Genomic DNA, 23,830 nt, shown 5'->3' with positions numbered 1-23,830 from the left:
TGGCGGCTTCGCCTTACCCGGCCTACCAAACCCGTTCCCTCTCCCTGTGGGAGAGAGCCGGGGTGAGGGCAACAGGCTACTCGAGATCGCCCCCGTTACTCGCAATCACCTTCTTATACCACCAGAACGATTTCTTGCGCTTCCGGTCCAGCGTGCCGTTCCCCGCATCGTCGCGGTCAACGTACACGAACCCGTAGCGTTTGCTCATTTCGCCGGTAGACGCTGAAACCAGGTCGATACAGCCCCAGGTGGTGTAGCCCATCAGCGGCACGCCGTCCTCAATCGCATCACCCATCGCGCGGATATGCTCGCGCAGATAGCTGATGCGGTAGTCGTCGTTAATCTCGCCGTTTTCATCAATGACATCTTTCGCACCCAGGCCGTTTTCCACCAGGAACAGCGGCTTTTGGTAGCGGTCGTACATCATGTTCATGGTGATGCGCAGGCCAAGCGGGTCAATGCCCCAGCCCCATTCGCTCACCTGAATGTGCGGGTTACGCAGGGACTTCACGATGTTTGCCGCGCTGGTGTTGCCCGCGTTCATATCCGCCGACGCGCAGCGCGAGGCGTAATAGCTGAACGAGACAAAATCGACGGTGTTTTTCAGCAGCTCGTCATCGCCGGTGTCTTTGACAATGACCACGCCTTTCTCACGGAACACGCGATCCGAGTAGGCCGGATAGCGGCCGCGTGCCTGCACGTCGATAAAGAACAGGTTCTCGCGGTCTTTCTCCAGCGCCATCCACACGTCTTCCGGTTTGCAGGAGTACGGATAGAAGTTACCGCCCGCCAGCATGCAGCCCACCTGATTTTCCGGGTTCACCTCGTGAGCGATTTTGGTTGCCAGCGCGCTCGCCACCAGCTCGTGGTGCGCGGCCTGATATTTTACCTGATCTTCGTTTTCACCTTCCTCAAACACCAGCCCGGCACCGGAGAACGGGCTGTGCAGCATGATGTTGATTTCGTTGAAAGTCAGCCAGTATTTTACCAGCCCGTCAAACGCCTCAAAGCAGGTGCGGGCGTAGCGGGCGAAGAAGTCGACCATCTTGCGGTTGCGCCAGGAGCCGTATTCCGTCACAAGGTGCATCGGCACGTCGAAGTGGCAGAGCGTGACCAGCGGCTCGATGTTGTACTTTTTGCACTCCTCAAATACCGCGCGGTAAAAGGCTATGCCCTCTTTGTTCGGCAGCGGTTCGTCACCGTTCGGGTAGAGGCGGCTCCAGGCAATCGAGGTGCGGAATACCGTAAAGCCCATCTCCGCCATCAGGGCGATGTCTTCTTTATAGCGATGGTAAAAATCAATCGCCTCGTGGCTCGGGTAAAACTCGTCGTCACGCAGCGAAAAACGCTTTTCCTTACCGAGCTTCACCGCCAGACGATTGGCACCGTGGGGGATCATATCGACCGTCGTCAGTCCTTTGCCGCCTTCACGGTAAGCACCTTCACTCTGGTTAGCGGCAAGCGCGCCGCCCCATAAAAATCCTTGTGGAAAAACAGACATTCTTACCTCGCTTTCAATTTATGCTTTTGCTGCGTTATTCTGTACCGGCGCGGTCTGCAGAGCGCGCGCTTTTTCGGCCTCGTCTTCGACCGGGATATCCTCAAACCCTAACAGCAGGGTCAGAACAAACGACAGCACAACTGCCAGCGCCATCACGCCGAATACCCAGACGATGGTCATCGGGTTGGCCGGGTCGAAGAATTGCACGCTGGTAAACAGCCCCGGCGCCGCCATGGAGTGGCTGGCAAGACCCGCGATGCCAGCCACCGCGCCGCAGATAAAGCCGCTGATCAGGCTTGCAATCAGCGGACGCTTGAGACGTACCGCCACACCGTACAGTGCCGGTTCAGAGATCCCCGCCATGATGGCAGAAGCCGCTGCAGCCAGCGCCGTCTGGCGCAGTTCCGGGTTTTTGGTTTTCCATGCCACCGCTAAAGACGAACCGCCGAGCGACAGGTTGGCGCCGATTTCTGACGGCATGACCATCCCTTCTTTACCCGTTTCGGCAATGGTCTGAATGATGGTTGGCGTAAAGACGCGGTGCATCCCCGTCATGACCAGCAGCGGCCAGAGTGCGCCCATGATGGCGACGGAGAGCCAGCCCAGATAGCCGTGAATGGTGTAAACCAGTGCGGAGATAGCGCTCCCGATCCAGATCCCGAGCGGCCCAATCAGCACGATGGCGAGCGGGGCGGCAATCAGGACGATCAGCATCGGCTTGAGGAAGTTTTTCGTCACCGCCGGGGTAATGCGATCGACCCAGCGTTCGATGTAAGACAGGCACCAGGTCATCACCAGCGCGGGGATAACGGTGTAGGTGTATTTCACCGCCGTCACCGGGATAAAGGCGAACTCAACATGCTCGCCCTGCGCGGCTTTCGCCATCAGCTCGATAAAGCTCGGGTGCACCAGCACGCCCGCAATGGCGATCGCCAGCGACATATTGGTTTTGAATTTCACTGCCGCCGAGGCGGCCACCATCAGCGGCAGGAAGAAGAATGCCCCGTCGCCAATCACCGTCAGAATGGTAAGCGTTGGCGCACCCTTTGGCAGCACGCCGGTCATCTCAAGGATCATCGCCAGCAGCTTGACCATCGAACCGCCGATGATCGCGGGGATCAGCGGCGACATGGTGCCGATCAGCGCGTCGAGGATCCCGGCGCCAATGCGGCGTAACGTCAGCTTCTGCGGGCCTTCCGGCACCGCGGGCTGCAGGTCAACGGGCAGCAGGCTTACCACTTCGCGGTAGGCCTGAGAAACCGTGTTGCCAATGATCACCTGGCACTGGTTGTCGTTACGCACTACGCCAAGCACGCCGCTGATGCTTTTCAGGCGCGCGGCGTCGGTGAGGGTTTCGTCTTTCAGAACGAAACGCAGTCGCGTCATGCAGTGGGTGACGGCGACGATGTTCTCTTTGCCGCCCAGCGCGCTGATAACGTCGTTCGCCAGCGCAGCGTAATTTTTGGCCATCGGATGTGATCCTGTTATCGTTGTGTGAAATGTAGGAAACCGGTTCCACATAATCATCATGAGTTTCTTTGAGTGAAACAAGATCGCTTTTTGGTCATTTTTTCAATTCGTGATGATGATCACTGGTCGTTAGCGAAAGCGTGATTTCGCCGCTGCGACAATTTTTCTGCAGTGCAGTACACTGCGCTTCATCAGATTCAGATGGAATAACAACATGACCACGATGCTTGAAGTGGCGAAGCGGGCAGGCGTTTCGAAAGCGACGGTATCCCGCGTGCTGTCGGGAAATGGCTATGTCAGCCAGGAGACCAAAGACCGGGTTTTTCAGGCCATTGAAGAGAGCGGTTATCGCCCGAATTTACTGGCGCGAAACCTGGCGACCAAACGTACCCAGACCCTGGGGCTGGTGGTGACGAACACCCTTTATCACGGCGTCTACTTTAGCGAACTGCTGTTTCATGCCGCACGAATGACGGAAGAGAAAGGGCGGCAGTTGATCCTCGCGGACGGCAAGCACAGCGCGGATGAAGAGCGCGAGGCGATCCAGTATCTGCTCGATATGCGCTGCGACGCGGTGATCATCTACCCGCGCTTTTTGAACGTGGATGAACTGGATGCGATCGTTGAGAAGTGTGAGCAGCCGATTATGGTGCTCAACCGCCGCCTGCGGAAAAACAGCAGCCACAGCGTCTGGTCCGATCATAAAGCTTCCTGTCAGGACGCGGTGTCGCAGCTGATTGCAAAAGGGCACCGGGAGATTGCGTTTATCACCGGTTCGCTGGATTCCCCGACCGGCGTTGAGCGACTGTCCGGTTACAAAGATGCGCTGACGCAGCACGGTATTGCCTTGCGCGACGAGCTTATCGCCGAAGGGAAGTGGAACCCGGCCAGCGGCGCGGCGGCGGTATCCGAACTGCTCGCACGCGGCGAACGCTTTACGGCGCTGGTGGCGAGCAATGACGACATGGCGATTGGCGCCATTAAACAGCTGCACGAGAGCGGCGTTGCCACGCCGGACGCGGTGTCAGTCATCGGCTTCGACGACGTGGCGATAGCGCCGTACATTGTGCCTTCGCTCTCCAGCGTGCGTATTCCGGTCACGGAGATGATCCAGGAAACCATCAGTCGTCTGATTTTCATGCTCGACGGCGGTGAATTCAAATATCAGCAAACGTTCTCCGGCGAGCTTATCCTGCGCGACTCCGTGACTGACGGCCCCCACTGCTGATGTCGACAGCTGTCATCGTCATAAGTGACGATGACAGCGCGACTGTGATTTTTAAAGTCGTTTAAAATCAATTTGTTAATAATTGGCACGGTTTATGAATAGCTCCGCGCATAACTGTAATGCTGGAGAAGCAGATGAACCGTTTTATTATGGCCGATGCCAGTAAGTGCATTGGTTGCCGTACCTGTGAAGTGGCGTGCGTGGTTTCCCATCAGGCGGAGCAGGATTGCGCATCACTTACCCCCGACACGTTTTTGCCACGCATCCACGTCATTAAAGGCGTGAATATTTCCACCGCCGCTATTTGTCGCCAGTGCGAAGACGCACCGTGCGCGAACGTCTGCCCGAACGGGGCGATTAAACGCGAGAAGGGCTTTGTGCATGTGATGCAGGAGCGCTGCATTGGCTGTAAAACCTGCGTGGTCGCCTGCCCGTATGGCGCGATGGAAGTGGTTGTCCGTCCGGTAGTACGCAATAGCGGTATGGGCCTGAGCGTGCGGGCGGAGAAAGCCGAGGCCAACAAATGCGACCTTTGCTACCACCGCGAAGCTGGCCCGGCCTGTATGGAAGCCTGCCCGACCCACGCGCTGGTCTGCGTGGATCGCGACAAGCTCGAGCAGATGAGCGCAGAAAAACGCCGTCGCGCAGCGTTTGACACCTCGTCATCGCTGCTGTTTTAAGTCGCAATGCGCGTTAACGGCGTACAGCTTCGGGTGCGTGGCAAAGTGCAGGGCGTAGGGTTTCGTCCCTTTGTCTGGCAGCTGGCACACCAGATGATGCTGACGGGCGACGTCTGTAACGACGGAGAGGGTGTCCTGGTGCGTCTCGCGGGTAATGGGGGGGACTTTACCGCGAGGCTGCGCCAGGACTGCCCACCGCTGGCGCGGATTGACGACGTAGACACGCAGCCCTTTAGCTGGTCCGCTCTGCCGACGGATTTTACCATCCGCCAGAGCGAGAGCGGGGCGATGGACACGCAAATCGTGCCGGATGCCGCCACCTGTCCGGCGTGCCTGGCGGAGATGCGCGATCCCCGCGAGCGCCGTTATCGTTACCCGTTTATCAACTGTACCCATTGCGGCCCGCGCTTCACCATCATCCGCGCCATGCCCTACGATCGCCCGGCCACGTCAATGGCCGACTTCCCGCTGTGCGCACCGTGTGAAACCGAGTATCGCAACCCGGCCGATCGGCGTTTCCACGCTCAGCCGGTGGCCTGCCCGGACTGCGGTCCAGCGCTGATGTGGCGAGCCGGGGACAGCGTCGCCACGCGCGAACCGGCATTACGCGCCGCAGTGGAGAAGCTAAAAAGCGGCGGTATTGTCGCCATCAAGGGGCTGGGAGGCTTTCACCTTGCCTGCGACGCGCTTAACCCGCAGGCGGTGGCGACGCTACGGGCACGCAAACAGCGCCCGACGAAGCCGCTGGCGGTGATGATCCCCGATGCGGATGACCTGCCGGAGGCGATGCAGACCCTGCTACGCTCTCCTGCTGCGCCCATTGTGTTGACGCCCAAAGCCTCGCTTCCCGCGCTGCCTGAGGCCATTGCGCCGGGGCTAGATTGTGTCGGCGTGATGCTGCCTGCGAATCCGATTCAGCATTTACTGATGATGGACTGCCAGCGTCCGCTGGTGATGACCTCCGGTAACCTCAGCGGCCACCCGCCTGCGATGACGAATCAGGAAGCGCTGGATGCGCTCCGCGACATGGCTGACGGCTTCCTGCTGCACAACCGCGATATTCTGCAACGGATGGATGATTCGGTGGTGGATCGGGATGGCGCGATGCTGCGTCGCGCGCGCGGTTTTGTGCCGGATGCCATCACGTTACCCGCCGGGTTTGACGATATCCCTGCCATATTGTCAACCGGGGCAGAGATGAAAAATACCTTCTGCCTGGTGCGCGGAAATCAGGCTGTGTTGAGCCCGCATTTTGGTGATCTCAGTGACGAGGGGGTCGACGCACAGTGGCGTTCGGCGCTGGCAATGATGCAACAGGTTTATGCCTTTAAGCCCGCGCGTGTCGTGTGCGATGCCCATCCGGCGTATCACGCCCGTCAGTGGGCGCTGGAGCAGGCGCTGCCCGTTGAAACCGTGCTGCATCATCATGCCCATGCGGCGGCGTGTCTGGCTGAAAATGGCTGGCCGCTCGGCGGTGGGGACGTTATCGCCCTGACGCTGGACGGGATCGGCATGGGCGAGAACGGCGCGCTGTGGGGCGGAGAGTGCCTGCGGGTGAACTATGTCGACTGCGAACATTTGGGTGGCCTGCCTGCCGTTGCGCTGCCGGGGGGCGATCTGGCAGCGAAACAGCCGTGGCGCAATTTGCTCGCCCACTGCCTGGCCTTTGTGCCTGACTGGCAGCAGTTCCCGGAAACGCGGGCAGTGCAGGGCCAGAACTGGCCGCTACTGGCGACGGCGATCCAGCGTGGCATCAACGCGCCGCGGGCCTCGTCCTGTGGACGCCTGTTTGATGCGGTTGCCTGTGCGCTGGGCATCGATACGCAGCGCTACGAAGGCGAAGCGGCCTGCAGGCTGGAGGCGCTGGCGGCACGGTGCAACGGTGTGAAACACCCGGTTACGCTGTCGGTGGACGACCTTGCACTTTTCTGGCAACAGTGGCTTGCCTGGCAGGCGGAGCCCTGCGAGCGCGCGTGGGCGTTTCACGATGCGCTGGCCAGAGGGCTGTCGGAGCATGCCGCATCCCATGCCCGACGCTTATCGCTTTCAACAATCTGCCTCAGTGGCGGTGTGTTACATAACCGCCTGCTGCGCGCGCGCCTGCGGCATTATCTTTCTGACTTTACGCTTCTTTTTCCTTCGCGCCTGCCTGCAGGTGACGGAGCGATCTCCTTCGGGCAGGCGGTGGTCGCCGCTGCCCGGTCATGTTCACAAAGGATTTAAAATGTTACGACTGTTACGCAATGAACCTCGCGCCGCGCTTCTGCTGCTGGCACTGGTAATGGCAAACCTGCTGGCCTGGGGCTGGGCATGGCACACCTTCAGCGGCAGTACGGCGCTGATGGCGGCAAGCCTGCTGGCCTGGTGTTACGGGCTGCGTCATGCGGTGGATGCCGACCACATTGCTGCCATTGATACCGTGACGCGTAAGATGATGCAGCAGGGCAAACGCCCGTCCGGCGTGGGGGCGTGGTTCTCGCTGGGGCACTCCACTATCGTGGTGCTGGCTTCCATCGCTATCGCCGCCACCGCCACGGCGTTTCAGAAAAATATGGCATGGTTCCACGAGACCGGGAGCCTGATTGGCACCGCCGTTTCCGCCACCTTCCTGCTGGCGATGGCGCTGGTGAATATGGTGATTTTGCGCGGCGTATGGTGCAGTTTCCAGGCGCTGAAAAAGGGGCATGCGGCCCGCAGCGACGTGGAGCTTCCCGCCCAGGGTGGGGTGATGAGCTGGCTGTTTGGCAAAACCTTCCGCCTCGTCAATAAAAGCTGGCAGATGTACCTGGTGGGCTTCCTGTTTGGTCTCGGGTTTGATACCGCCACTGAAATTGGCGTGCTGGGGATTTCTGCCGCCAGCGCCTCCAGCGGGATGTCGGTGTGGTCAATCATGATCTTCCCGGCGCTCTTCGCCAGCGGTATGGCGCTGGTGGATACCCTCGACAATTTGCTGATGGTCGGTGCCTACGGCTGGGCGTTTAACAAACCGCAGCGCAAGCTCTACTACAACATGACCATTACCGGTACCTCCGTGGTGGTGGCGCTGTTCATTGGTGGGCTGGAAGCGCTGGGTCTGCTGATGGATAAATTTGCCCTTAGCGGCGGCATCTGGGATGCGGTGGGCGCGGTGAACGATAACCTCGGCAACGCCGGGTTTGTGGTGGTCGGGCTGTTTGTCGCCTGCTGGCTGATCTCCATGGCCAACTACCGCTGGCGCGGCTACGATGCGCTGGTGGTGCGCTCCTGAATTTTTGCCTCAACTCTCTTTTTGTTGTTTTGTAGGCCGGGTAAGCGCAGCGCCACCCGGCAATACGACGGTTAAGCAGGTAGCGATTTCAGCAGCGCGAACGCCTCCTTCATTCTCTCTTCGCTCACCACAAAGGCGCGCAGTTGGTCATCTGCGTCGATGCCGCGCGCCACCATCCCCTGTGATTCAATGGCGATTTGCCAGCTCAGATCCTGTCGCTGCGTTTCTCCCGCAAGGTGCAGCGGCAGGTCCGGCGTTTTCACCTTCACCAGCATCGGCGGAAGCTTTAGCGGCGCGCTGACGCCGATCAGGTTTTTCGCCAGGATCATGGCGCTCAACTGGATCGGTTGCAGGAACGGCAGCACCCGGCCGTTAATTTCCGCGCAGTCGCCCAAGGCATAAATGTCCGGCTGTGAGGTTTGCAGGTAGCTGTCGACCTTTACGCCGCGGTCTGTTTCGGCGCAAGCGCGATGTGCCAGCGCGGTTTCCGGGCGCAGACCCGTCGCGGCAACCACCGCATCCACCTCAACGCTGCGGTTGCGGTCGAGCGCCCCACGAATGCCGCCTGCGGTTTTGCTCAGACTCTGTAACTGCGATTTGAGCAGCAGATGGACGCCCATGTCGGTCAGTCGATGCTGTAAGCGGCTGCTTACTTCTGCGGGCATCAGCACCGACAGAATGCTCGCCGCGTGGTCAACCAGGGTAACGGTTTTTCCCGCGCGGCAGAAATCCATCGCCAGCTCGGTACCAATCAGCCCACCGCCGACGATCATCACGCGTTGCGCATCGCGAAGCCCCGTTTCGCTTGCCTGATACTCCTGCTGGCTGTTTAGGGTGATCATCAGCTCTCGCCCTTCAACGGGTGGCACAAAGGCAGAGGCCCCCGTGGCCAGCACCAGCTTGTCGTACTGCCAGATTTTGTCTTTCGCCTTCACGACGTGCGCGGCGGCGTCGATATCGGTAACCCAGGTGTAGGGAAACAGGCGCAGGTTAAACTGTTCCGCGAACTCCCCCGCCGTCTGGCGGGTGAGGTCTTCGGCGCGCTGATTCTGGCTGATGACATGGCTTAAATCAGGCTTGTTGTACTCATCCATGCTGTCGGCGGCGATCACCGTCACCGGCACGTTAGCGTCCTGTTTGCGGATATTTTTCACCAGCTGGCGGGCGGCGAAGCCCGAACCGATGATGACGATTCCGTGATTCATTTTGCCTCCGTACCCAGTTCGTCAAAGACGTCTTTACCGAGGGAACATTCCGGGCAGAGGAAGGTATCCGGCACGTCGCACCACGGTGTGCCCGGGGCAACGTCCTGAAGGGGGTCGCCCCGTTCCGGGTCATATATCCACTGGCAAACGCTGCACTGCATGCGTGGGCCGAGGTGTGCAGCAGCGGCAGCTGCACAGGCACAGGCTTCCTGCTGTTCGGTAGGTTTTGCAGACGCCTCAGGAAGCGGTGCGAGCGCCCACTGACGGGCAATGTCGCGGCCATGCTGACGGCAAATTTCCAGCGCGTCGATATCCGGGCGCCATTTCGCTTTCAGACTCAGGGACATCTCAAAACCTGCATCCTGCAGACGGGTAGAGAGGCGATCTACCGCGCCGCCGCTCCAGCCGTGAGAGCCAAACGCGCTGGCGCGTTTGTTGCGAAAACGCAGGCCGGTCATCTCTTCCACCAGGCCAGCAATTTTCGGCATCATCACGTTGTTCATCGTGGAGGTGCCCACCAGCACGCCTTTTGAGCGGAAGACATTGGTGAGGATCTCGTTTTTATCGCTGCGCGCCACGTTGAAGATTTTCACCGCCACGTTCGGATCCACTTCGTTGATGCCCTGGGCTATGGCGTCCGCCATCATGCGGGTGTTATTGGACATGGTGTCGTAGAAAATCGTGATGCGGTCTTCCTGATAATCCGCCGCCCATTTCAGGTACAGCTCAACGATCTGGGTGGGGTTTTCACGCCACACCACGCCGTGGGAGGTGGCAATCATGTCCACCGGCAGGTTAAAGCCGAGGATCTCGGTGATTTTTGGCGTCACCAGACGGCTGAACGGGGTCAGAATGTTGGCGTAGTAGCGCTGGCACTGCTCAAACAGTTCGGTCTGATCCACTTCATCATTGAACAGGCGTTCGTCACAGTAGTGCTGGCCAAAGGCGTCGTTGCTGAACAATACCGCGTCGCCGGTCATGTAGGTCATCATGCTGTCCGGCCAGTGCAGCATCGGGGTTTCAACGAAGATCAGCTGTTTGCCGTTGCCGATATCCAGCGAGTCGCCGGTTTTCACGGTGTGGAAATTCCATTCCGGATGATGGTGATGACCGTTGATCGAGTCGATGGCGTTGGTGGTGCAGTAGATCGGTGTATTCGGAATGTACGACATCAGCTCGGTCAACGCACCGGCGTGATCCTCTTCAGCGTGGTTGATGATGATGTAGTCGATTGCGTCGAGATCGATTTCGCTGCGCAGGTTCTGCACGAACTCGCGGCTGAATTTATGATCGACGGTATCGATCAGTACGTTTTTGCCTTCACGGATAAGATAGCTGTTGTAGCTGCTGCCGCGCAGCGTTTTGTATTCCGTCCCGTGGAAATCACGCACCTCCCAGTCACGTTGACCCACCCAATGAATGTTATTTTTAACCAGAATAGACATAGCAACCTCAACGTAATACAGCGTTTTTGAATAAGATGATTTGCCTATATCACATTGCGTGCCAACTTTTATTTTATTGATTTTAATGGATTATTATTTATATACCTCGTGATGAGTAGTCATTATGACTATCCTGATGACGGTCAATATGACACTATTTATTGTCAAAATGACAGCGAGGCAGCCATGAGTTTTTCCGTAGATGTGCTGGCGAAGATCGCCATTGAACTGCAAACCGGTATCGGTCATCAGGACCGTTTTCAGCGGCTTATCTCCACGCTGCGTCACGTGCTGGCGTGCGATGCCTCGGCGCTGTTGCGCTACGAGGGGAGACAATTTATTCCGCTGGCTATCGACGGGCTCGCGAAAGATGTTCTCGGGCGGCGGTTTACTCTTGAAGGGCATCCGCGGCTGGAAACCATTGCCCGTGCGGGTGACGTGGTACGTTTCCCGGCGGACAGCGACTTGCCGGATCCCTACGACGGTCTGATCCCGGGGCAGGAGAGCCTGAAGGTGCACGCCTGTATCGGTCTGCCGCTGTTTGCCGGACAACACCTGATTGGCGCATTAACCCTCGACGGTATGTCGCCGGACCAGTTCGACACCTTCAGTGATGAAGAGTTAAGGCTGATTGCCGCGCTGGCCTCCGGGGCGCTCAATAACGCGTTGCTGATAGAACAGCTGGAAAGCCAGAATATTCTTCCCGGCAGCCCGTCGGCGTTTGAGCCGGTGGCGCACACGGAGATGATCGGCCTGTCGCCGGGCATAGCGCAGCTTAAAAAAGAGATTGAGATTGTCGCCGCGTCCGACCTGAACGTGCTGATCTTCGGTGAAACCGGCACCGGTAAAGAGCTGGTGGCGAAGTCAATTCATGAAGCCTCACCACGCGCGGCCAACCCGCTCGTATACCTTAACTGTGCCGCATTGCCGGAGAGCGTGGCGGAAAGCGAGCTGTTTGGTCACGTCAAAGGGGCATTTACCGGGGCCATCAGTAACCGCAGCGGTAAGTTTGAGATGGCCGATAACGGGACGCTGTTTCTCGATGAGATTGGAGAGCTTTCGCTTTCGCTCCAGGCCAAACTGCTGCGCGTATTGCAGTACGGTGACATCCAGCGCGTGGGGGATGACCGCAGCTTACGGGTGGACGTGCGCGTGCTGGCGGCGACCAACCGCGACCTGCGAGAAGCGGTGCTGGCCGGGCATTTCCGCGCGGATCTTTTCCACCGTCTGAGCGTGTTCCCGCTTACCGTGCCGCCGCTGCGCGAGCGCGGAGAAGATGTGGTTCTGCTGGCGGGCTATTTCTGCGAGCAATGCCGTCTCAGAATGGGGCTTTCCCGCGTGGTACTCAGCCCGGGGGCAAGGGCGCATCTGTTGAGCTACGGCTGGCCGGGCAACGTGCGGGAGCTCGAGCATGCGATTCACCGTGCGGTGGTGCTGGCGCGTGCGACGCGTGCGGGTGATGAGGTTGTGATCCACGCGCGTCATTTTGCGTTGCACGATGACGCCGTGCAGGCGGTGGCTCAGCGTGTGCCGGAGAATGCAAATGAAAACCTGCGCGAGGCGACGCAAGCGTTCCAGCGTCAGATGATTACCCGCGCGCTGGAGCAGAACAACCGCAGCTGGGCGGCGTGCGCGCGGGCGCTGGAGATGGACGTCGCCAACCTGCACCGGCTGGCGAAGCGTCTTGGGCTGAAGGGTTAAATAATCCCCGCCTGGTAGAAATCCTGCAGGTTGATGGCACCGCAGAGCTTGCCGGCGTCATCCACCACCGGTGCGGCGGTGATTTTGCGCTTCATCAGCACCTCTTTGGCCTCAATGGCGCGGCTGTCGGCATTCAGCGTCAGCCCGCCTTTGGTCATCGCGTCAGACACTTTCGTTTCCAGTTTGCCACCCCCCACCAGCCAGCGCCGCAGGTCGCCGTCAGTGAATACGCCCTGGACGCTACCGTTGTCGTCACACACCGCGACCAGCCCCAGCCCGGTGCGGCTCAGTTCCAGCATCGCGTCCATCACGCTGGTATCGAGCTTGACCTGGGGAATGGCATCGTCAGTGCGCATCAGATGATGAACCTTATTGAGCAGCCGCGCGCCGAGCGCGCCCGCCGGATGCGAACGGGCAAAATCTTCTTCGTTAAATCCGCGCGCCTGCATCACCGCCATCGCCAGCGCGTCACCCATCATGAGGGTGTTGACGGTGCTGGAGGTCGGGGCAAGGTGCATCGGGCAGGCTTCACGCTCAACGGAAATATCCAGCGTCGCTTTAGCGGCCAGCGCCAGCGGCGAGCGGGATTTGCCGGTCATCGCCAGCAGAGCGACCGATTTCTCCTGCAGGCGCGGAATAATAAGATCCAGCTCTTTGGCCGAACCGGAGTAGGAGATAAACAGCATCACATCGCGGCTTTCAATCATCCCCAGATCGCCATGCAGCGCCTCGGCGGGATGCACGAAGAAGGCCGGGGTGCCGGTGCTCGCCAGCGTCGCGGCAATTTTTTTGCCGATATGGCCGGATTTACCGATGCCCGCCACGATCACTTTGCCTTCGCAGTGGATAATCGTGTTGGCGGCGCGGACAAAATCCTCGCCCAGACGTTCTGGCAGGCGGCTGGCTTCCTGCAGCTCCAGCATCAGCGTCTGGCGACCCGTTTCTAACAGAAAATCACTCATCTCTCTCTCCGGTTACGATCACGTCGATACCTTTCTCTTCCAGCGCCTTTTTGAACGCCGGATCAATCCCCGCGTCGGTAATCAGCTTATCAACGCTTTCAAGGCTACAGACAATGTTGGGGCTTTTGCGGCCAAACTTCGACGAGTCTGCCATCAAAATCACTTCCCGTGCGGCGTTGCACATCGCTTTACTGACGCTGAATACCTCATTGAAGGTCGTGACGCCTGCGTTCAGATCGATGCCGTCGGTGCCCATAAACAGCTTATCGAAGCTGAAGTGGTCGAAAGCGTTCTCGGCCAGCTGACCGTGAAACGACGCCGATTTTTTGCGAAAGGTGCCGCCGGGCATCAGGATAGTCTGCTCGCTGTCAAATTCCGACAGGGCGTTGACGATATGCAGGCTGTTGGTCATCACCGTGATGTTGTTAAAGCGGCTGAGCAGGGGGATCATTTGCAGGACGGTGCTGCCTGCGTCGAGGATGATGGAATCACCATCGTGAATAAATTTAACGGCAGCCTCGGCAATAAGCGCTTTCTGGTGGGTATTGATCAGCGTTTTGTGATCGATAGGCGGGTCAGCTTCGTCCTTATTCAGCATCACCCCGCCGTAAGTTCGGATGACGGCGCCAGAGTTTTCGAGCAATACCAGGTCCTTGCGTATTGTCGTGCCGGTGGTGTCAAAGTAGTGGGCCAGATCCTCCACCGAGCATTTCCCCTGCTTTTGCAGATACTCGAGAATGGCCGCCTGCCGCTGACGTGGTTTCATAGGCGCTTCGTTCCTTAGGTTGCGAAATGATAATTTCGCAAGTCTATAGCTTTCACAACGAAATTATCCATGTTTCAGATTAAGCGCTAATGATAGTGCATTCTGACAGCCTGAATCATGGGGAAAGATCACATCAGGCCGTAATTCCTGCAGTGAAATGCCGTTGATTGCCTGGATTTTAGTCGGACGAGCAAACACCGTCATGCCACGCATGATCAGGGAATCGCATACGCAATCGTGTTCATCCAACGCAACGGCGACCACCACGCGCGGTTTAAAGCGTCCGCCGGAACGTCCGACGCCCACGCGACCTTTCTGACACAGGGCATCAAACGCGCGGTTGAACTGATGGATCTGCCAGCCGCCAAACGCCATCTGGCAGATCCAGGCGAGGGCGGCGACGGTGATGAGTGCGGTGACCATATTGACTCCTTTAATTGCCGGGTGGCGGCTGCGCCTTACCCGGCCTACGGTTTGAAGGTTTTTGTAGGCCCGGTAAGCGTTAGCGCCACCGGGCAAAACCGCTCGATCAGAACATCACCTGCCCGCCGGTGACGTTAATCGACTGCCCGGTGCAGTACGACGCTTTCGGGCTGGCGTAAAACAGCAGCATGTTCAGCACGTCCTGATAATCGCACCCGCGCTTCAGCGGCACTTTATCGATGTAGTACTGCTCCACTTCTTCAGCTTTGATGCCGAGCTTGGTGGCGTACTGCGGCAGCAGGGACTGGAACATTGGCGATTTCAGCAGGTTGCCCAGCATCAGCGAGTGAACGGTAATGCCGTATTCGGCCAGATCCAGCGCCAGAGACTGCGTCAGCCCCACTCCGCCAAACTTGGCCGCGCTGTAGCCGGAGTTGTGCTTGCTGCCCACTTTCCCGGATTTCGAGTTGATCTGAATAATGCGCCCCTGAATACCGTCGCGGATCATCAGGCGGGAAAACTCGCGGGCGCAGAGGAAATAACCCACCAGATTGACCTGCAGCGAGCGGTCAAAATCCCCCAGTTCGAAATCGCTGATAAACGCCGCTTTCGCAATTCCCGCGCTGTAGACCAGCAGGTCGGTACGTCCAAAAATCTCGTCCACGCCGCGGGCGAGCGCCATTACGCTTTGCTCGCTGGTGGCGTCGGCACCAAACCCGTACGCCATCCCTTCACCAAATTCGGTGTTGATGGTGTCCGCCACGCGGGCGGCTTTTTCACTCTGAATATCCACGACCGCCACGCGGTAGCCTTCTGCGGCAAGCCCACGGCAAAGGAACTCACCTAAGGTTTGTCCTCCACCAATGACAACGGCAACCTGACTCATGTGTTTCTCCTTAATTACGCAACAAATTTTAACGTGCAGCCTGGGGTGACAGCCTGCGGAACCGGGCCCGCTACGTGAACCGTACCGGGATACTCCGCCTGCGGCTGTCCGTCAAAACGCAGGGTGATATGGCCCAGTTCGCGCAGGTTTTGCTCGGCGACATCGCCGACGGCGGTTACCGCATAGCGCGTCTCGCCCAGCTCCAGCTGGCTTCCTGCTTTCAGCTCGCCGTTAAGCTCGCCGTGGCAGTGAATAAAGCAAAACTCTTCGATATCCGCCGGGGCACCTTCGCGGAAAGTAATCAGCATCTGGTCGCTGAGCGCATCCGCTGCGCTCTGGCCGATGCGGGTAATGGTGGTCTGATAAATCACGGTCATCGCAGGAACCTCTTATTGATAGATAAAGCCGGAGACAAACCAGGCAATCAGCACCGTCGGCGCGCCCGTCAGGAAGCGGCTGACCAGTACGGACGGCACGCCTACGCGCACGGTGTCCTGGCGCGCTTCGGCCAGTGACAGTCCGACGGGGATGAAGTCGCACGCGGCCTGGGCGTTAATGGCAAACAGGGCGGGCAGGGCGAGGTGTGGCGGAATATTGCCGAGGCCAATCTGTACGCCAATCAGTACGCCGATGACCTGAGCGATCACCGCGCCCGGGCCGAGGAACGGCGACAGCAGCGGGAAGGAGCAGATCAGGGCCAGCGTCACCAGCCCGAGCGGGTGGCTGGCGAGCGGGGCGAGGCCGTGGGCAATCCAGTCGCCCAGGCCGGACGCCATGATGATGCCGATCAGCGCCGAGACGAACGCCATAAACGGCAGAATGGTTTTCAGTACCGTGTCGATGGTGTCGCGCCCGGACTGGAACAGCACCGCCACGGCGGAGCCCATCCCCATCCCGACCTTCGCCAGCAGGCCGTCGCTCTGCTCGGTGATTTTCTTGCTGGTGTCGTAATCTCGCGGGGCCACTTTTTGCGGCGCGGGACTGCCATTCACCAGAGTGATGTTGTCCTCCTTCACGCCCGACACATAGATGTCTTCAAGGATGTACTGTGCCAGCGGGCCGGATTTGCCGGTGGAGTGGATATTCACCGTCGGAATACGCCGCTTCGGATAGATGCCGCAGCGCAGCGTGCCGCCGCAGTCGATCACCGCCACGCCGATTTCCGCTTCCGGCGGCTCACCCTCTTTAAAGCCATCGACGGCTTCCCAGCCGGTCAGCTCACGCAGCTTATCGACGATCGCCGGGCGCGTGCCTGCGGTGATGTAAACGATCTTTTTGCCTTCGTTGGCGTCGAACTCCAGCGGGCCGCCCCAGCCACCCGTGCCTTTCTCAATGCGGATCCGGTTCATGCTGTGGCTCCTGAAAGATGGACTTTTTGTTCAAGCTGGATACCCATTTTTTTCTCGAAAATGGCGGTGGTGAGATCTGTGACCCAGCCGCGGAAGAAGTTGGTCACCAGGCCAACCAGCAGGTAACTGACCGCCAGCGGGCCGAGCGGCAGACCAAGGGTGGTAAGGCCGCTGGCGATACCGAGGTAAACAAACAGCTCTCCGGGGTTGATGTGCGGGAACAGGCCGTTCATCGAATGGCAGCTGTAGGAGGCGGCGGCGTAATAACTCGGCTTGTACTTTTCTGGCATAAAGCGGCCGAGGCTTAAGGTCATCGGGTTGCAGAACACGAAGGTGCCGATGAACGGCAAAATCAGGTAGCGGGACAGCGGGTTCCCGGCGCAGCGCTGAGCGAAGCGTTCAATGCGATGCTGGCCGATAAAGTTAATCAGCGCGTTCATGATCACCAGCAGGCTGATCAGCAGGGGCAGGATCCCGGTCACCATGCCGGTGAACACTTCTCCGCCTTTCTGAAACAGCCCGATGAACCACTCGGCGCCGTGGGTGATGGTTTCTATCATTCTTCTCTCCTGTGGGGCTTTTTTGTTTTGTATTACTGGGGCTAATAATAATCACTTTGAAAGGTTTTAAAGTGTTAGTTAGATCTCACAATGAAAGAAAAATGGATTATTTTGAAAGTTAATTGATGTGATGAATGATTTCCGGTGGAAAAAAGCACGGATTTGCGTTGGGGAGGTGCGTACCGCTTCCTTGAGGTGTTACGGATGCTTTACCATACTGGGTTCTTATCGAACCCGTTAAATGGATGTCTCATGTTCAAGCGTCGTTATGCAGCGCTGTTGCCAGCGCTTATTCTGCTGTCTGCCTGCAGTAGCAAACCTAAGACCGAAGCTGTTCAGCAAACGGCTGGCGCCCCTTCCGGAGGGTTCCTGCTGGAGCCGCAGCACAATATGATGCAGATGGGTGGCGACTTCGCGAATAACCCGGCGGCCGAGCAGTTCATTGATAAAATGGTGAGCAAACACGGCTTTGACCGCCAGCAGCTGCACGAAATTTTGTCCCAGGCAAAGCGTCTGGACTACGTGCTGCGCCTGATGGACAGACAGGCACCGACGGCACAGGTCCCTACCGGGCCAAACGGCGCATGGTTGCGCTATCGCAAACAGTTTATTACCCCGGACAACGTGCAAAACGGCGTGGTGTTCTGGAATCAGTATGAAGATGCCCTTAATCGTGCGTGGCAGGTATACGGCGTGCCGCCGGAGATCATCGTCGGGATTATCGGCGTGGAAACCCGCTGGGGTCGCGTAATGGGCAAAACCCGCATCCTCGATGCGCTGGCGACGCTCTCCTTTAACTACCCGCGCCGCGCGGAGTATTTCTCTTCCGAGCTGGAAACCTTCCTGCTGATGGCGCGCAACGAGCAGGACGACCCGCTCGATCTGAAAGGTTCGTTTGCCGGTGCGATGGGCTACGGCCAGTTTATGCCATCCTCCTATAAACAATATGCCGTCGACTTCAATGGCGATGGTCATATCAACCTGTGGGATCCGGTGGATGCCATCGGCAGCGTGGCAAACTACTTCAAAGCGCACGGCTGGACGCCAGGTGGACAGGTAGCCGTGCAGGCGAACGGCGAGGCATTTGGTCTGGAAAACGGCTTTAAAACCAAATACAGCGTCGCGCAGCTGACGGCGGCAGGCTTAACGCCAACGCAGCCGCTGGGCAATGTTGACCAGGTAAGCCTGCTGCGTCTGGACGTGGGAACCGGTTATCAGTACTGGTACGGCATGCCAAACTTCTACACCATCACCCGCTATAACCACAGCACTCATTATGCCATGGCCGTGTGGCAGCTGGGGCTGGCGGTCTCGCAGGCCCGCGTGCCGGCGGCGTCACCGTTTAGTCAGTAAGTCGCTCTGACGGGTAGGCCTGATGCCCTCACCCTGACCCTCTCCCACGGGAGAGGGACGTTTTACAGAAACATTTCGCCACACTCCCTTTTCAAACCCGCCATTTACATCTCAATCACCTTTCATTATTGTTATGTTATAACATTTAACATGGTGTCGAGATGTCAACGTCCCTTTTCTCTCTGTCTGCTCCGGTTCGGCTTTTACTGGCGCTGGTGCTTATTGTTCTTATCGGGCTGGCCGTGCGCTGGGCGGTGGCACTGCCATGATCCTGATGAACGAACTGGTCGCGGGCTATGACCGCCAGCCTGTAACGCGGCCCCTCTCAGGCACGATTGAGCGCGGCAGTATGACGGCTATCGTCGGCGCCAATGGCTGCGGAAAATCCACGCTGCTGAAGACGCTCGCCGGGTTTATTCCTCCCGTGGGCGGCAGCTTTCGCTGGCAGGGTAAGCGCCCGGTGATTGGCTGGCTGGCACAGCGCCACGCACTCGAGGCGCAATTTCCGCTCACCGTTCAGGACGTGGTGAGTATGGGCTGCTGGCCGGGCATATCGCTCTTATCCGGGTTTCGTCGGGAAACGCGGTTACGCATTGCCAGCGCGCTGGAGCGGGTAGGGCTGGCGTCGATGGCGCTTTCCACCATTGATGAACTCTCCGGTGGCCAGTTTCAGCGCATGTTATTTGCCCGCGTTTTAGTGCAGCAGGCACCGCTTGTGATGCTCGATGAGCCTTTCACCGGCGTCGACGAAGCGACCTGCAACGTGCTGATGGATCTGATGCTGGAGATGTATATGCAGGGCCAGACTCTGCTTGCGGTATTGCATGACAGCGAGCGTGTGGCACGCCACTTCCCGCAGACATTAATGCTGGATGCTGACATTCCTCACTGGAAAACCGAGCGGGTGAGGGTGGCATGATTTGGCATCTCTTTTTCCTGCCGTTTATTGAGTACGGCTTTATGCGTCGTGCGCTGGTGGTCTGCCTGGCCCTTTCTGTCAGTACCACCGCACTCGGCGTATTCCTCCAGCTGCGCCGGATGAGCCTGATGGGTGATGCCCTTTCTCACGCCATTTTACCCGGTGTCGCCGTAGGGTATTTGCTCAGCGGCATGTCGCTGCTGGCGATGAGTATCGGTGGTTTTATTGCCGGTATTACCGTGGCGCTGGTGGCCGGCCTGGTCAGCCGACGCACGCCGCTTAAAGAGGATGCCAGCTTTGCCGGATTTTACCTTGGCTCACTGGCACTGGGCGTCACGCTGGTGTCGCTGCGCGGGTCGAATGTCGATCTGCTGCATCTGCTGTTTGGTTCCATTCTTGCGGTGGACAACGATGCGGCGCTGTTTGTCACGGGCGTTTGCATGTTCACCCTGATAACGCTGGCGATTTTCTATCGTGGGCTGGTGACCGAAGCCTTTGATACCGCCTGGTTGCAGGTCAATGCCCGCGGGTTGCCCGGCCTGCTCCACGGACTGTTTCTGGCGCTGCTGGTGCTTAACCTGGTGGCCGGTTTTCAGGTGCTCGGCACGCTGATGGCCGTCGGGCTGATGATGCTCCCGGCGGTGGCGGCACGCTGCTGGGTGCGCACATTGCCAGGTTTGCTTTTGATGGCCGGCATCAGCGGAATTTTCTGCGCGTGGCTGGGCTTAAGTTTGTCCTGGGCAATCAGTCTGCCCGCCGGACCGTCCATTGTGCTGACCGCCAGCGCGTTGTTCTTTATTTCTGTTTTATTTGGCACGCGAAGCAGGCTGGCTGGCAGTCTGCGCGCGCTTTTTTAAGGCAAGGGGAAACGATGAAACTTACAGGATTAGTGATGGCGCTTGCGCTGGGTATGCTGTCGAACGGCGTGATGGCGAAAACGCTGAATGTGGTGACCAGCTTTTCGATACTGGGAGATATTACGCAGGAAGTGGGCGGCGACCATGTGAACGTGACGACGCTGGTCGGGCCGGACGGCGATCCGCATACCTTCGAACCGTCACCTAAAGACAGCGCGGCGCTGAGCAAGGCTGACGTGGTGGTGGTCAACGGCCTGGGGCTGGAAGGGGGGCTCGACCGTCTTGTGAAAGCCTCCGGTTTCAAAGGGCAGTTGGTTGTGGCCTCAACCGGGGTAAAAACGCACACGCTCGAGGAAGATGGAAAGACCGTGACCGACCCGCATGCCTGGAATAGCGCGGCGAACGGTGCGCTGTATGCACAAAATATTCTGAACGGGCTGGTGAAAGCAGATCCAGAGGATAAAGCGGCACTGGAGGCTTCAGGCCAGCCGTATATCGCGCAACTGACGCAACTGGACGGCTGGGCCAAAACCCGCTTTAGCCAGATCCCACAGGAAAAACGTAACGTGCTGACCAGCCATGACGCATTCGGCTATTTTAGCCGCGCGTATGGCGTCACCTTCATGGCACCGCAAGGGCTCTCTTCAGAGAGCGAGGCCAGCGCAGCGCAGGTCGCTGAGATTATCAATCAGATCAAAGCCGATGGCGTGAAAACCTGGTTTATGGAAAACCAGCTCGATCCGCGTCTGGTGAAGCAAATTGCGACGGCGACAGGCGCGCAGCCGGGAGGCGAACTTTACCCGGAAGCCCTGTCGGCAAAAGGTGGGGTTGCTGATACCTACGTTAAGGCATTTCGCCACAACGTGAACACCCTCGCTGACAGTATGAAATAACCTCCCCATAGCCGGTGCGCCCGCATCGGCTTTTTTCTGAAGCCCCCTCGTAAAACCCGAAGCGCATCCCCATATTTGACGAGAAAGTGCTATCTTGTGCTGCACGTTTTTCTGAAGCCTGGAGCGAGAATGACTGACCATGAATTGATGCAGCTTAGCGAGATAGTCGGACTGGCGCTTAAGCAACGCGGGGCGACCCTTACCACCGCGGAATCCTGCACCGGCGGCTGGGTGGCGAAAGCGATTACCGATATTGCCGGCAGTTCCGCCTGGTTTGAACGCGGCTTTGTGACCTACAGTAACGAAGCTAAAGCACAGATGATTGGCGTGCGCGAATCCACGCTGGAACAGCACGGCGCGGTCAGCGAGCCGGTGGTGATCGAGATGGCCATTGGCGCGCTAAAAGAGGCGCGGGCAGATTACGCGATTTCAATCAGCGGCATCGCGGGCCCGGACGGCGGCAGTGACGTGAAGCCCGTAGGCACCGTCTGGTTTGGTTTTGCGACCTCAAAAGGTGAAGGGATCACTCGCCGGGAGTGCTTTAGCGGCGACCGTGAAACCGTGCGTCGTCAGGCAACGGAATATGCGTTAAAAACGCTCTGGCAACAATTTCTACAAAACACTTGATACTGTATGACTATACAGTATAATTGCACCAACAGAACAGAAATCCACGGTGAAGCACAGTCGCTTCTCCCGGCATGACAGGAGTAATAATGGCTATCGACGAAAACAAACAGAAAGCGTTGGCGGCAGCACTGGGCCAGATCGAAAAGCAATTCGGTAAAGGCTCCATCATGCGCCTGGGTGAAGACCGTACCATGGATGTTGAAACGATCTCCACCGGTTCGCTTTCTCTGGACATCGCGCTGGGCGCGGGCGGTCTGCCAATGGGCCGTATCGTAGAGATCTACGGGCCAGAGTCCTCCGGTAAAACCACCCTGACGCTGCAGGTGATTGCTGCGGCACAGCGCGAAGGTAAAACCTGTGCGTTTATCGATGCCGAGCACGCGCTGGATCCTGTTTATGCGCGTAAACTGGGCGTGGACATCGACAACCTGCTGTGTTCTCAGCCGGACACCGGTGAGCAGGCGCTGGAAATTTGTGACGCGCTGGCGCGCTCTGGTGCTGTTGACGTTATCGTGGTCGACTCCGTTGCTGCACTGACGCCAAAAGCGGAAATCGAAGGTGAAATCGGCGACTCTCACATGGGCCTCGCGGCACGTATGATGAGCCAGGCGATGCGTAAGCTGGCAGGTAACCTGAAGCAGTCCAACACGCTGCTGATCTTCATTAACCAGATCCGTATGAAAATTGGTGTGATGTTCGGTAACCCGGAAACCACAACCGGTGGTAACGCACTGAAATTCTACGCCTCTGTCCGTCTGGATATCCGCCGTATCGGCGCGGTGAAAGAGGGTGAAAACGTCGTTGGTAGCGAAACGCGCGTGAAGGTTGTGAAGAACAAAATCGCCGCACCGTTCAAGCAGGCTGAATTCCAGATCCTCTACGGCGAAGGGATTAACTTCTTCGGTGAGCTGGTTGACCTGGGCGTGAAAGAGAAGCTGATTGAAAAAGCGGGCGCCTGGTATAGCTATAACGGTGACAAAATTGGTCAGGGTAAAGCGAATGCGATTTCCTGGCTGAAAGAGAACCCGGCTGCGGCGAAAGAGATTGAGAAGAAGGTGCGTGAGCTTCTGCTGAGCAACCAGGACTCTAAACCTGATTTCGTGGTGGATGCTGCGGATGCTGAAGAAACCAACGAAGACTTTTAAGTCTCTCGTGTAAAGATGAAGGGCTGCTGATGCGGCCCTTTTTGCATTTCTGAATCTGCAGGTTTTATATGAGTGAACCGACCACACGCCGACCCGCCTACTCGCGCTTGCTGGACCGTGCCGTACGTATTCTTGCCGTGCGTGACCACAGCGAACAGGAGCTAAGACGAAAACTGTCAGCGCCTGTCATGAGCAAAAACGGGCCGGAAGAGATTGATGCCACTGCCGAAGATTATGACCGCGTGGTTGCCTGGTGCTATGAACATCATTACCTCGATGACGAACGCTTTGCCGCCCGCTTTCTCGCCAGCCGCGGACGTAAAGGCTACGGTCCTGCACGCATCCGCCAGGAACTGAATCAGAAAGGGGTAGCCCGGGAATCGATTGAAAAAGCGATGCGTGAATGCGACACAGACTGGTGTGAACTGGCGAAAGAGCAGGCGATTCGAAAGTACGGCGAACCGCTGCCGCGTGATTTTTCAGATAAAGTCAAAATCCAGCGCTTTTTGCTCTACCGCGGCTTTCTGATGGAAGATATTCAGGATATCTGGCGCAATTTTGTGGATTGAACGCATGCGGGATTTTACTTCCCACCAAAGAAAACTTATCT

General features: G+C 58.1%; 23 protein-coding genes. 12 read left to right on the top strand and 11 right to left on the bottom strand.

All coding sequences use genetic code 11. The features are described 5' to 3' along the window. Positions 1-76: 76 nt before the first annotated feature. On the bottom strand, positions 77-1,501 hold the full coding sequence (locus tag ACOTY9_RS11870; protein ID WP_014884998.1) for a 6-phospho-beta-glucosidase: 1,425 nt from the start codon (positions 1,499-1,501) through the stop codon (positions 77-79). 18 nt (positions 1,502-1,519) lie between these two features. Then, positions 1,520-2,971 (bottom strand): PTS cellobiose/arbutin/salicin transporter subunit IIBC, encoded by a 1,452-nt coding sequence (gene ascF / locus ACOTY9_RS11865; RefSeq protein ID WP_014884997.1) that lies wholly within the window; start codon positions 2,969-2,971, stop codon positions 1,520-1,522. 214 nt (positions 2,972-3,185) lie between these two features. Between ascF and ACOTY9_RS11860 the strand changes: the two genes are divergently transcribed. From ACOTY9_RS11860 to ACOTY9_RS11845, 4 genes are all read left to right on the top strand, one after another. Beyond that, positions 3,186-4,199, top strand: coding sequence for a LacI family DNA-binding transcriptional regulator (locus tag ACOTY9_RS11860; RefSeq protein ID WP_023337691.1), 1,014 nt, complete (start codon positions 3,186-3,188; stop codon positions 4,197-4,199). A 134-nt stretch (positions 4,200-4,333) separates the two neighbouring features. After that, the gene (hydN, locus tag ACOTY9_RS11855; protein ID WP_008499565.1) at positions 4,334-4,879 is read left to right on the top strand and encodes an electron transport protein HydN; all 546 of its coding nucleotides are present in this window, start codon (positions 4,334-4,336) and stop codon (positions 4,877-4,879) included. Positions 4,880-4,885: 6 nt separating this feature from the next. Continuing rightward, positions 4,886-7,102: a carbamoyltransferase HypF gene (hypF, locus tag ACOTY9_RS11850; protein ID WP_179121156.1), complete on the top strand. Its 2,217-nt coding sequence runs from the start codon at positions 4,886-4,888 to the stop codon at positions 7,100-7,102. A gap of 1 nt (position 7,103) precedes the next feature. Beyond that, positions 7,104-8,126: a HoxN/HupN/NixA family nickel/cobalt transporter gene (locus ACOTY9_RS11845; protein ID WP_023337689.1), complete on the top strand. Its 1,023-nt coding sequence runs from the start codon at positions 7,104-7,106 to the stop codon at positions 8,124-8,126. A 71-nt stretch (positions 8,127-8,197) separates the two neighbouring features. Here ACOTY9_RS11845 and norW read toward each other — a convergent pair whose 3' ends face one another. Next, on the bottom strand, positions 8,198-9,331 hold the full coding sequence (gene norW / locus ACOTY9_RS11840; RefSeq protein ID WP_421637364.1) for an NADH:flavorubredoxin reductase NorW: 1,134 nt from the start codon (positions 9,329-9,331) through the stop codon (positions 8,198-8,200). After that, a complete protein-coding gene (gene norV, locus ACOTY9_RS11835) occupies positions 9,328-10,776 on the bottom strand; it encodes an anaerobic nitric oxide reductase flavorubredoxin (RefSeq protein WP_248197245.1) in 1,449 nt (482 codons plus the stop codon). Before norV ends, norW begins: the two co-directional genes overlap by 4 nt. Positions 10,777-10,962: 186 nt before the next feature. On the opposite strand from norV, the gene norR reads away from it, so the two are divergent. Next, on the top strand, positions 10,963-12,477 hold the full coding sequence (gene norR, locus ACOTY9_RS11830) for a nitric oxide reductase transcriptional regulator NorR (RefSeq protein ID WP_023338744.1): 1,515 nt from the start codon (positions 10,963-10,965) through the stop codon (positions 12,475-12,477). Here norR and gutQ read toward each other — a convergent pair. The 7 genes from gutQ to srlA form a co-directional block, all read right to left on the bottom strand. Further along, positions 12,474-13,439 carry an arabinose-5-phosphate isomerase GutQ gene (gutQ, locus tag ACOTY9_RS11825; RefSeq protein WP_014884991.1) on the bottom strand — a complete coding sequence of 322 codons (966 nt, stop codon included), beginning with the start codon at positions 13,437-13,439 and terminating at the stop codon, positions 12,474-12,476. The genes norR and gutQ overlap by 4 nt on opposite strands. Continuing rightward, positions 13,432-14,205: a glucitol operon DNA-binding transcriptional repressor SrlR gene (srlR, locus tag ACOTY9_RS11820; RefSeq protein ID WP_014884990.1), complete on the bottom strand. Its 774-nt coding sequence runs from the start codon at positions 14,203-14,205 to the stop codon at positions 13,432-13,434. Before srlR ends, gutQ begins: the two co-directional genes overlap by 8 nt. Positions 14,206-14,268: 63 nt before the next feature. After that, positions 14,269-14,628 carry a transcriptional regulator GutM gene (gutM, locus tag ACOTY9_RS11815; protein WP_023331155.1) on the bottom strand — a complete coding sequence of 120 codons (360 nt, stop codon included), beginning with the start codon at positions 14,626-14,628 and terminating at the stop codon, positions 14,269-14,271. 106 nt (positions 14,629-14,734) lie between these two features. Further along, positions 14,735-15,514, bottom strand: coding sequence for a sorbitol-6-phosphate dehydrogenase (gene srlD / locus ACOTY9_RS11810; protein WP_023294411.1), 780 nt, complete (start codon positions 15,512-15,514; stop codon positions 14,735-14,737). Between the two features lie 14 nt (positions 15,515-15,528). Further along, positions 15,529-15,891, bottom strand: a complete 363-nt coding sequence (srlB, locus tag ACOTY9_RS11805) for a PTS glucitol/sorbitol transporter subunit IIA (protein ID WP_014884987.1) — start codon at positions 15,889-15,891, stop codon at positions 15,529-15,531. A 12-nt stretch (positions 15,892-15,903) separates the two neighbouring features. Further along, positions 15,904-16,863, bottom strand: coding sequence for a PTS glucitol/sorbitol transporter subunit IIB (srlE, locus tag ACOTY9_RS11800; protein ID WP_032635718.1), 960 nt, complete (start codon positions 16,861-16,863; stop codon positions 15,904-15,906). Continuing rightward, positions 16,860-17,423: a PTS glucitol/sorbitol transporter subunit IIC gene (gene srlA, locus ACOTY9_RS11795; RefSeq protein WP_023331154.1), complete on the bottom strand. Its 564-nt coding sequence runs from the start codon at positions 17,421-17,423 to the stop codon at positions 16,860-16,862. Before srlA ends, srlE begins: the two co-directional genes overlap by 4 nt. Positions 17,424-17,675: 252 nt before the next feature. On the opposite strand from srlA, the gene mltB reads away from it, so the two are divergent. The 7 genes from mltB to recX all read left to right on the top strand — a co-directional run bounded on the left by mltB (position 17,676) and on the right by recX (position 23,789). Beyond that, a complete protein-coding gene (mltB, locus tag ACOTY9_RS11790; protein ID WP_023331153.1) occupies positions 17,676-18,776 on the top strand; it encodes a lytic murein transglycosylase B in 1,101 nt (366 codons plus the stop codon). Between the two features lie 265 nt (positions 18,777-19,041). Then, on the top strand, positions 19,042-19,695 hold the full coding sequence (locus tag ACOTY9_RS11785) for a metal ABC transporter ATP-binding protein (protein WP_023331152.1): 654 nt from the start codon (positions 19,042-19,044) through the stop codon (positions 19,693-19,695). After that, positions 19,692-20,552 (top strand): metal ABC transporter permease, encoded by an 861-nt coding sequence (locus tag ACOTY9_RS11780; protein ID WP_032635719.1) that lies wholly within the window; start codon positions 19,692-19,694, stop codon positions 20,550-20,552. The genes ACOTY9_RS11785 and ACOTY9_RS11780 overlap by 4 nt, the downstream gene beginning before the upstream one ends. A 14-nt stretch (positions 20,553-20,566) precedes the next feature. Then, positions 20,567-21,445: a metal ABC transporter substrate-binding protein gene (locus ACOTY9_RS11775; RefSeq protein ID WP_348565868.1), complete on the top strand. Its 879-nt coding sequence runs from the start codon at positions 20,567-20,569 to the stop codon at positions 21,443-21,445. A gap of 129 nt (positions 21,446-21,574) precedes the next feature. Beyond that, positions 21,575-22,072, top strand: coding sequence for a nicotinamide-nucleotide amidase (gene pncC, locus ACOTY9_RS11770; RefSeq protein WP_248197247.1), 498 nt, complete (start codon positions 21,575-21,577; stop codon positions 22,070-22,072). A gap of 89 nt (positions 22,073-22,161) precedes the next feature. Beyond that, the gene (gene recA / locus ACOTY9_RS11765) at positions 22,162-23,220 is read left to right on the top strand and encodes a recombinase RecA (protein WP_014884978.1); all 1,059 of its coding nucleotides are present in this window, start codon (positions 22,162-22,164) and stop codon (positions 23,218-23,220) included. Positions 23,221-23,288: 68 nt separating this feature from the next. Further along, positions 23,289-23,789: a recombination regulator RecX gene (recX, locus tag ACOTY9_RS11760; RefSeq protein WP_014884977.1), complete on the top strand. Its 501-nt coding sequence runs from the start codon at positions 23,289-23,291 to the stop codon at positions 23,787-23,789. Positions 23,790-23,830 lie beyond the last annotated feature (41 nt).

Origin of the sequence: Enterobacter cloacae complex sp. SHL012 (genome assembly GCF_049237505.1) — a bacterium.
In the GTDB taxonomy this organism is placed as follows: domain Bacteria; phylum Pseudomonadota; class Gammaproteobacteria; order Enterobacterales; family Enterobacteriaceae; genus Enterobacter; species Enterobacter kobei.
The sequence above is the reverse complement of the archived record's forward strand: the minus strand, read 5'-3'. Positions and strand labels throughout refer to the sequence as shown.

Coding starts and splice junctions, on each gene's coding strand:
- ACOTY9_RS11870 (WP_014884998.1), bottom strand. CDS start 1,501: ATGTCTGTTTTTCCACAAGGATTTTTATGGGGCGGCGCGCTTGCCGCT.
- ascF (WP_014884997.1), bottom strand. CDS start 2,971: ATGGCCAAAAATTACGCTGCGCTGGCGAACGACGTTATCAGCGCGCTG.
- ACOTY9_RS11860 (WP_023337691.1), top strand. CDS start 3,186: ATGACCACGATGCTTGAAGTGGCGAAGCGGGCAGGCGTTTCGAAAGCG.
- hydN (WP_008499565.1), top strand. CDS start 4,334: ATGAACCGTTTTATTATGGCCGATGCCAGTAAGTGCATTGGTTGCCGT.
- hypF (WP_179121156.1), top strand. CDS start 4,886: ATGCGCGTTAACGGCGTACAGCTTCGGGTGCGTGGCAAAGTGCAGGGC.
- ACOTY9_RS11845 (WP_023337689.1), top strand. CDS start 7,104: ATGTTACGACTGTTACGCAATGAACCTCGCGCCGCGCTTCTGCTGCTG.
- norW (WP_421637364.1), bottom strand. CDS start 9,331: ATGAATCACGGAATCGTCATCATCGGTTCGGGCTTCGCCGCCCGCCAG.
- norV (WP_248197245.1), bottom strand. CDS start 10,776: ATGTCTATTCTGGTTAAAAATAACATTCATTGGGTGGGTCAACGTGAC.
- norR (WP_023338744.1), top strand. CDS start 10,963: ATGAGTTTTTCCGTAGATGTGCTGGCGAAGATCGCCATTGAACTGCAA.
- gutQ (WP_014884991.1), bottom strand. CDS start 13,439: ATGAGTGATTTTCTGTTAGAAACGGGTCGCCAGACGCTGATGCTGGAG.
- srlR (WP_014884990.1), bottom strand. CDS start 14,205: ATGAAACCACGTCAGCGGCAGGCGGCCATTCTCGAGTATCTGCAAAAG.
- gutM (WP_023331155.1), bottom strand. CDS start 14,628: ATGGTCACCGCACTCATCACCGTCGCCGCCCTCGCCTGGATCTGCCAG.
- srlD (WP_023294411.1), bottom strand. CDS start 15,514: ATGAGTCAGGTTGCCGTTGTCATTGGTGGAGGACAAACCTTAGGTGAG.
- srlB (WP_014884987.1), bottom strand. CDS start 15,891: ATGACCGTGATTTATCAGACCACCATTACCCGCATCGGCCAGAGCGCA.
- srlE (WP_032635718.1), bottom strand. CDS start 16,863: ATGAACCGGATCCGCATTGAGAAAGGCACGGGTGGCTGGGGCGGCCCG.
- srlA (WP_023331154.1), bottom strand. CDS start 17,423: ATGATAGAAACCATCACCCACGGCGCCGAGTGGTTCATCGGGCTGTTT.
- mltB (WP_023331153.1), top strand. CDS start 17,676: ATGTTCAAGCGTCGTTATGCAGCGCTGTTGCCAGCGCTTATTCTGCTG.
- ACOTY9_RS11785 (WP_023331152.1), top strand. CDS start 19,042: ATGATCCTGATGAACGAACTGGTCGCGGGCTATGACCGCCAGCCTGTA.
- ACOTY9_RS11780 (WP_032635719.1), top strand. CDS start 19,692: ATGATTTGGCATCTCTTTTTCCTGCCGTTTATTGAGTACGGCTTTATG.
- ACOTY9_RS11775 (WP_348565868.1), top strand. CDS start 20,567: ATGAAACTTACAGGATTAGTGATGGCGCTTGCGCTGGGTATGCTGTCG.
- pncC (WP_248197247.1), top strand. CDS start 21,575: ATGACTGACCATGAATTGATGCAGCTTAGCGAGATAGTCGGACTGGCG.
- recA (WP_014884978.1), top strand. CDS start 22,162: ATGGCTATCGACGAAAACAAACAGAAAGCGTTGGCGGCAGCACTGGGC.
- recX (WP_014884977.1), top strand. CDS start 23,289: ATGAGTGAACCGACCACACGCCGACCCGCCTACTCGCGCTTGCTGGAC.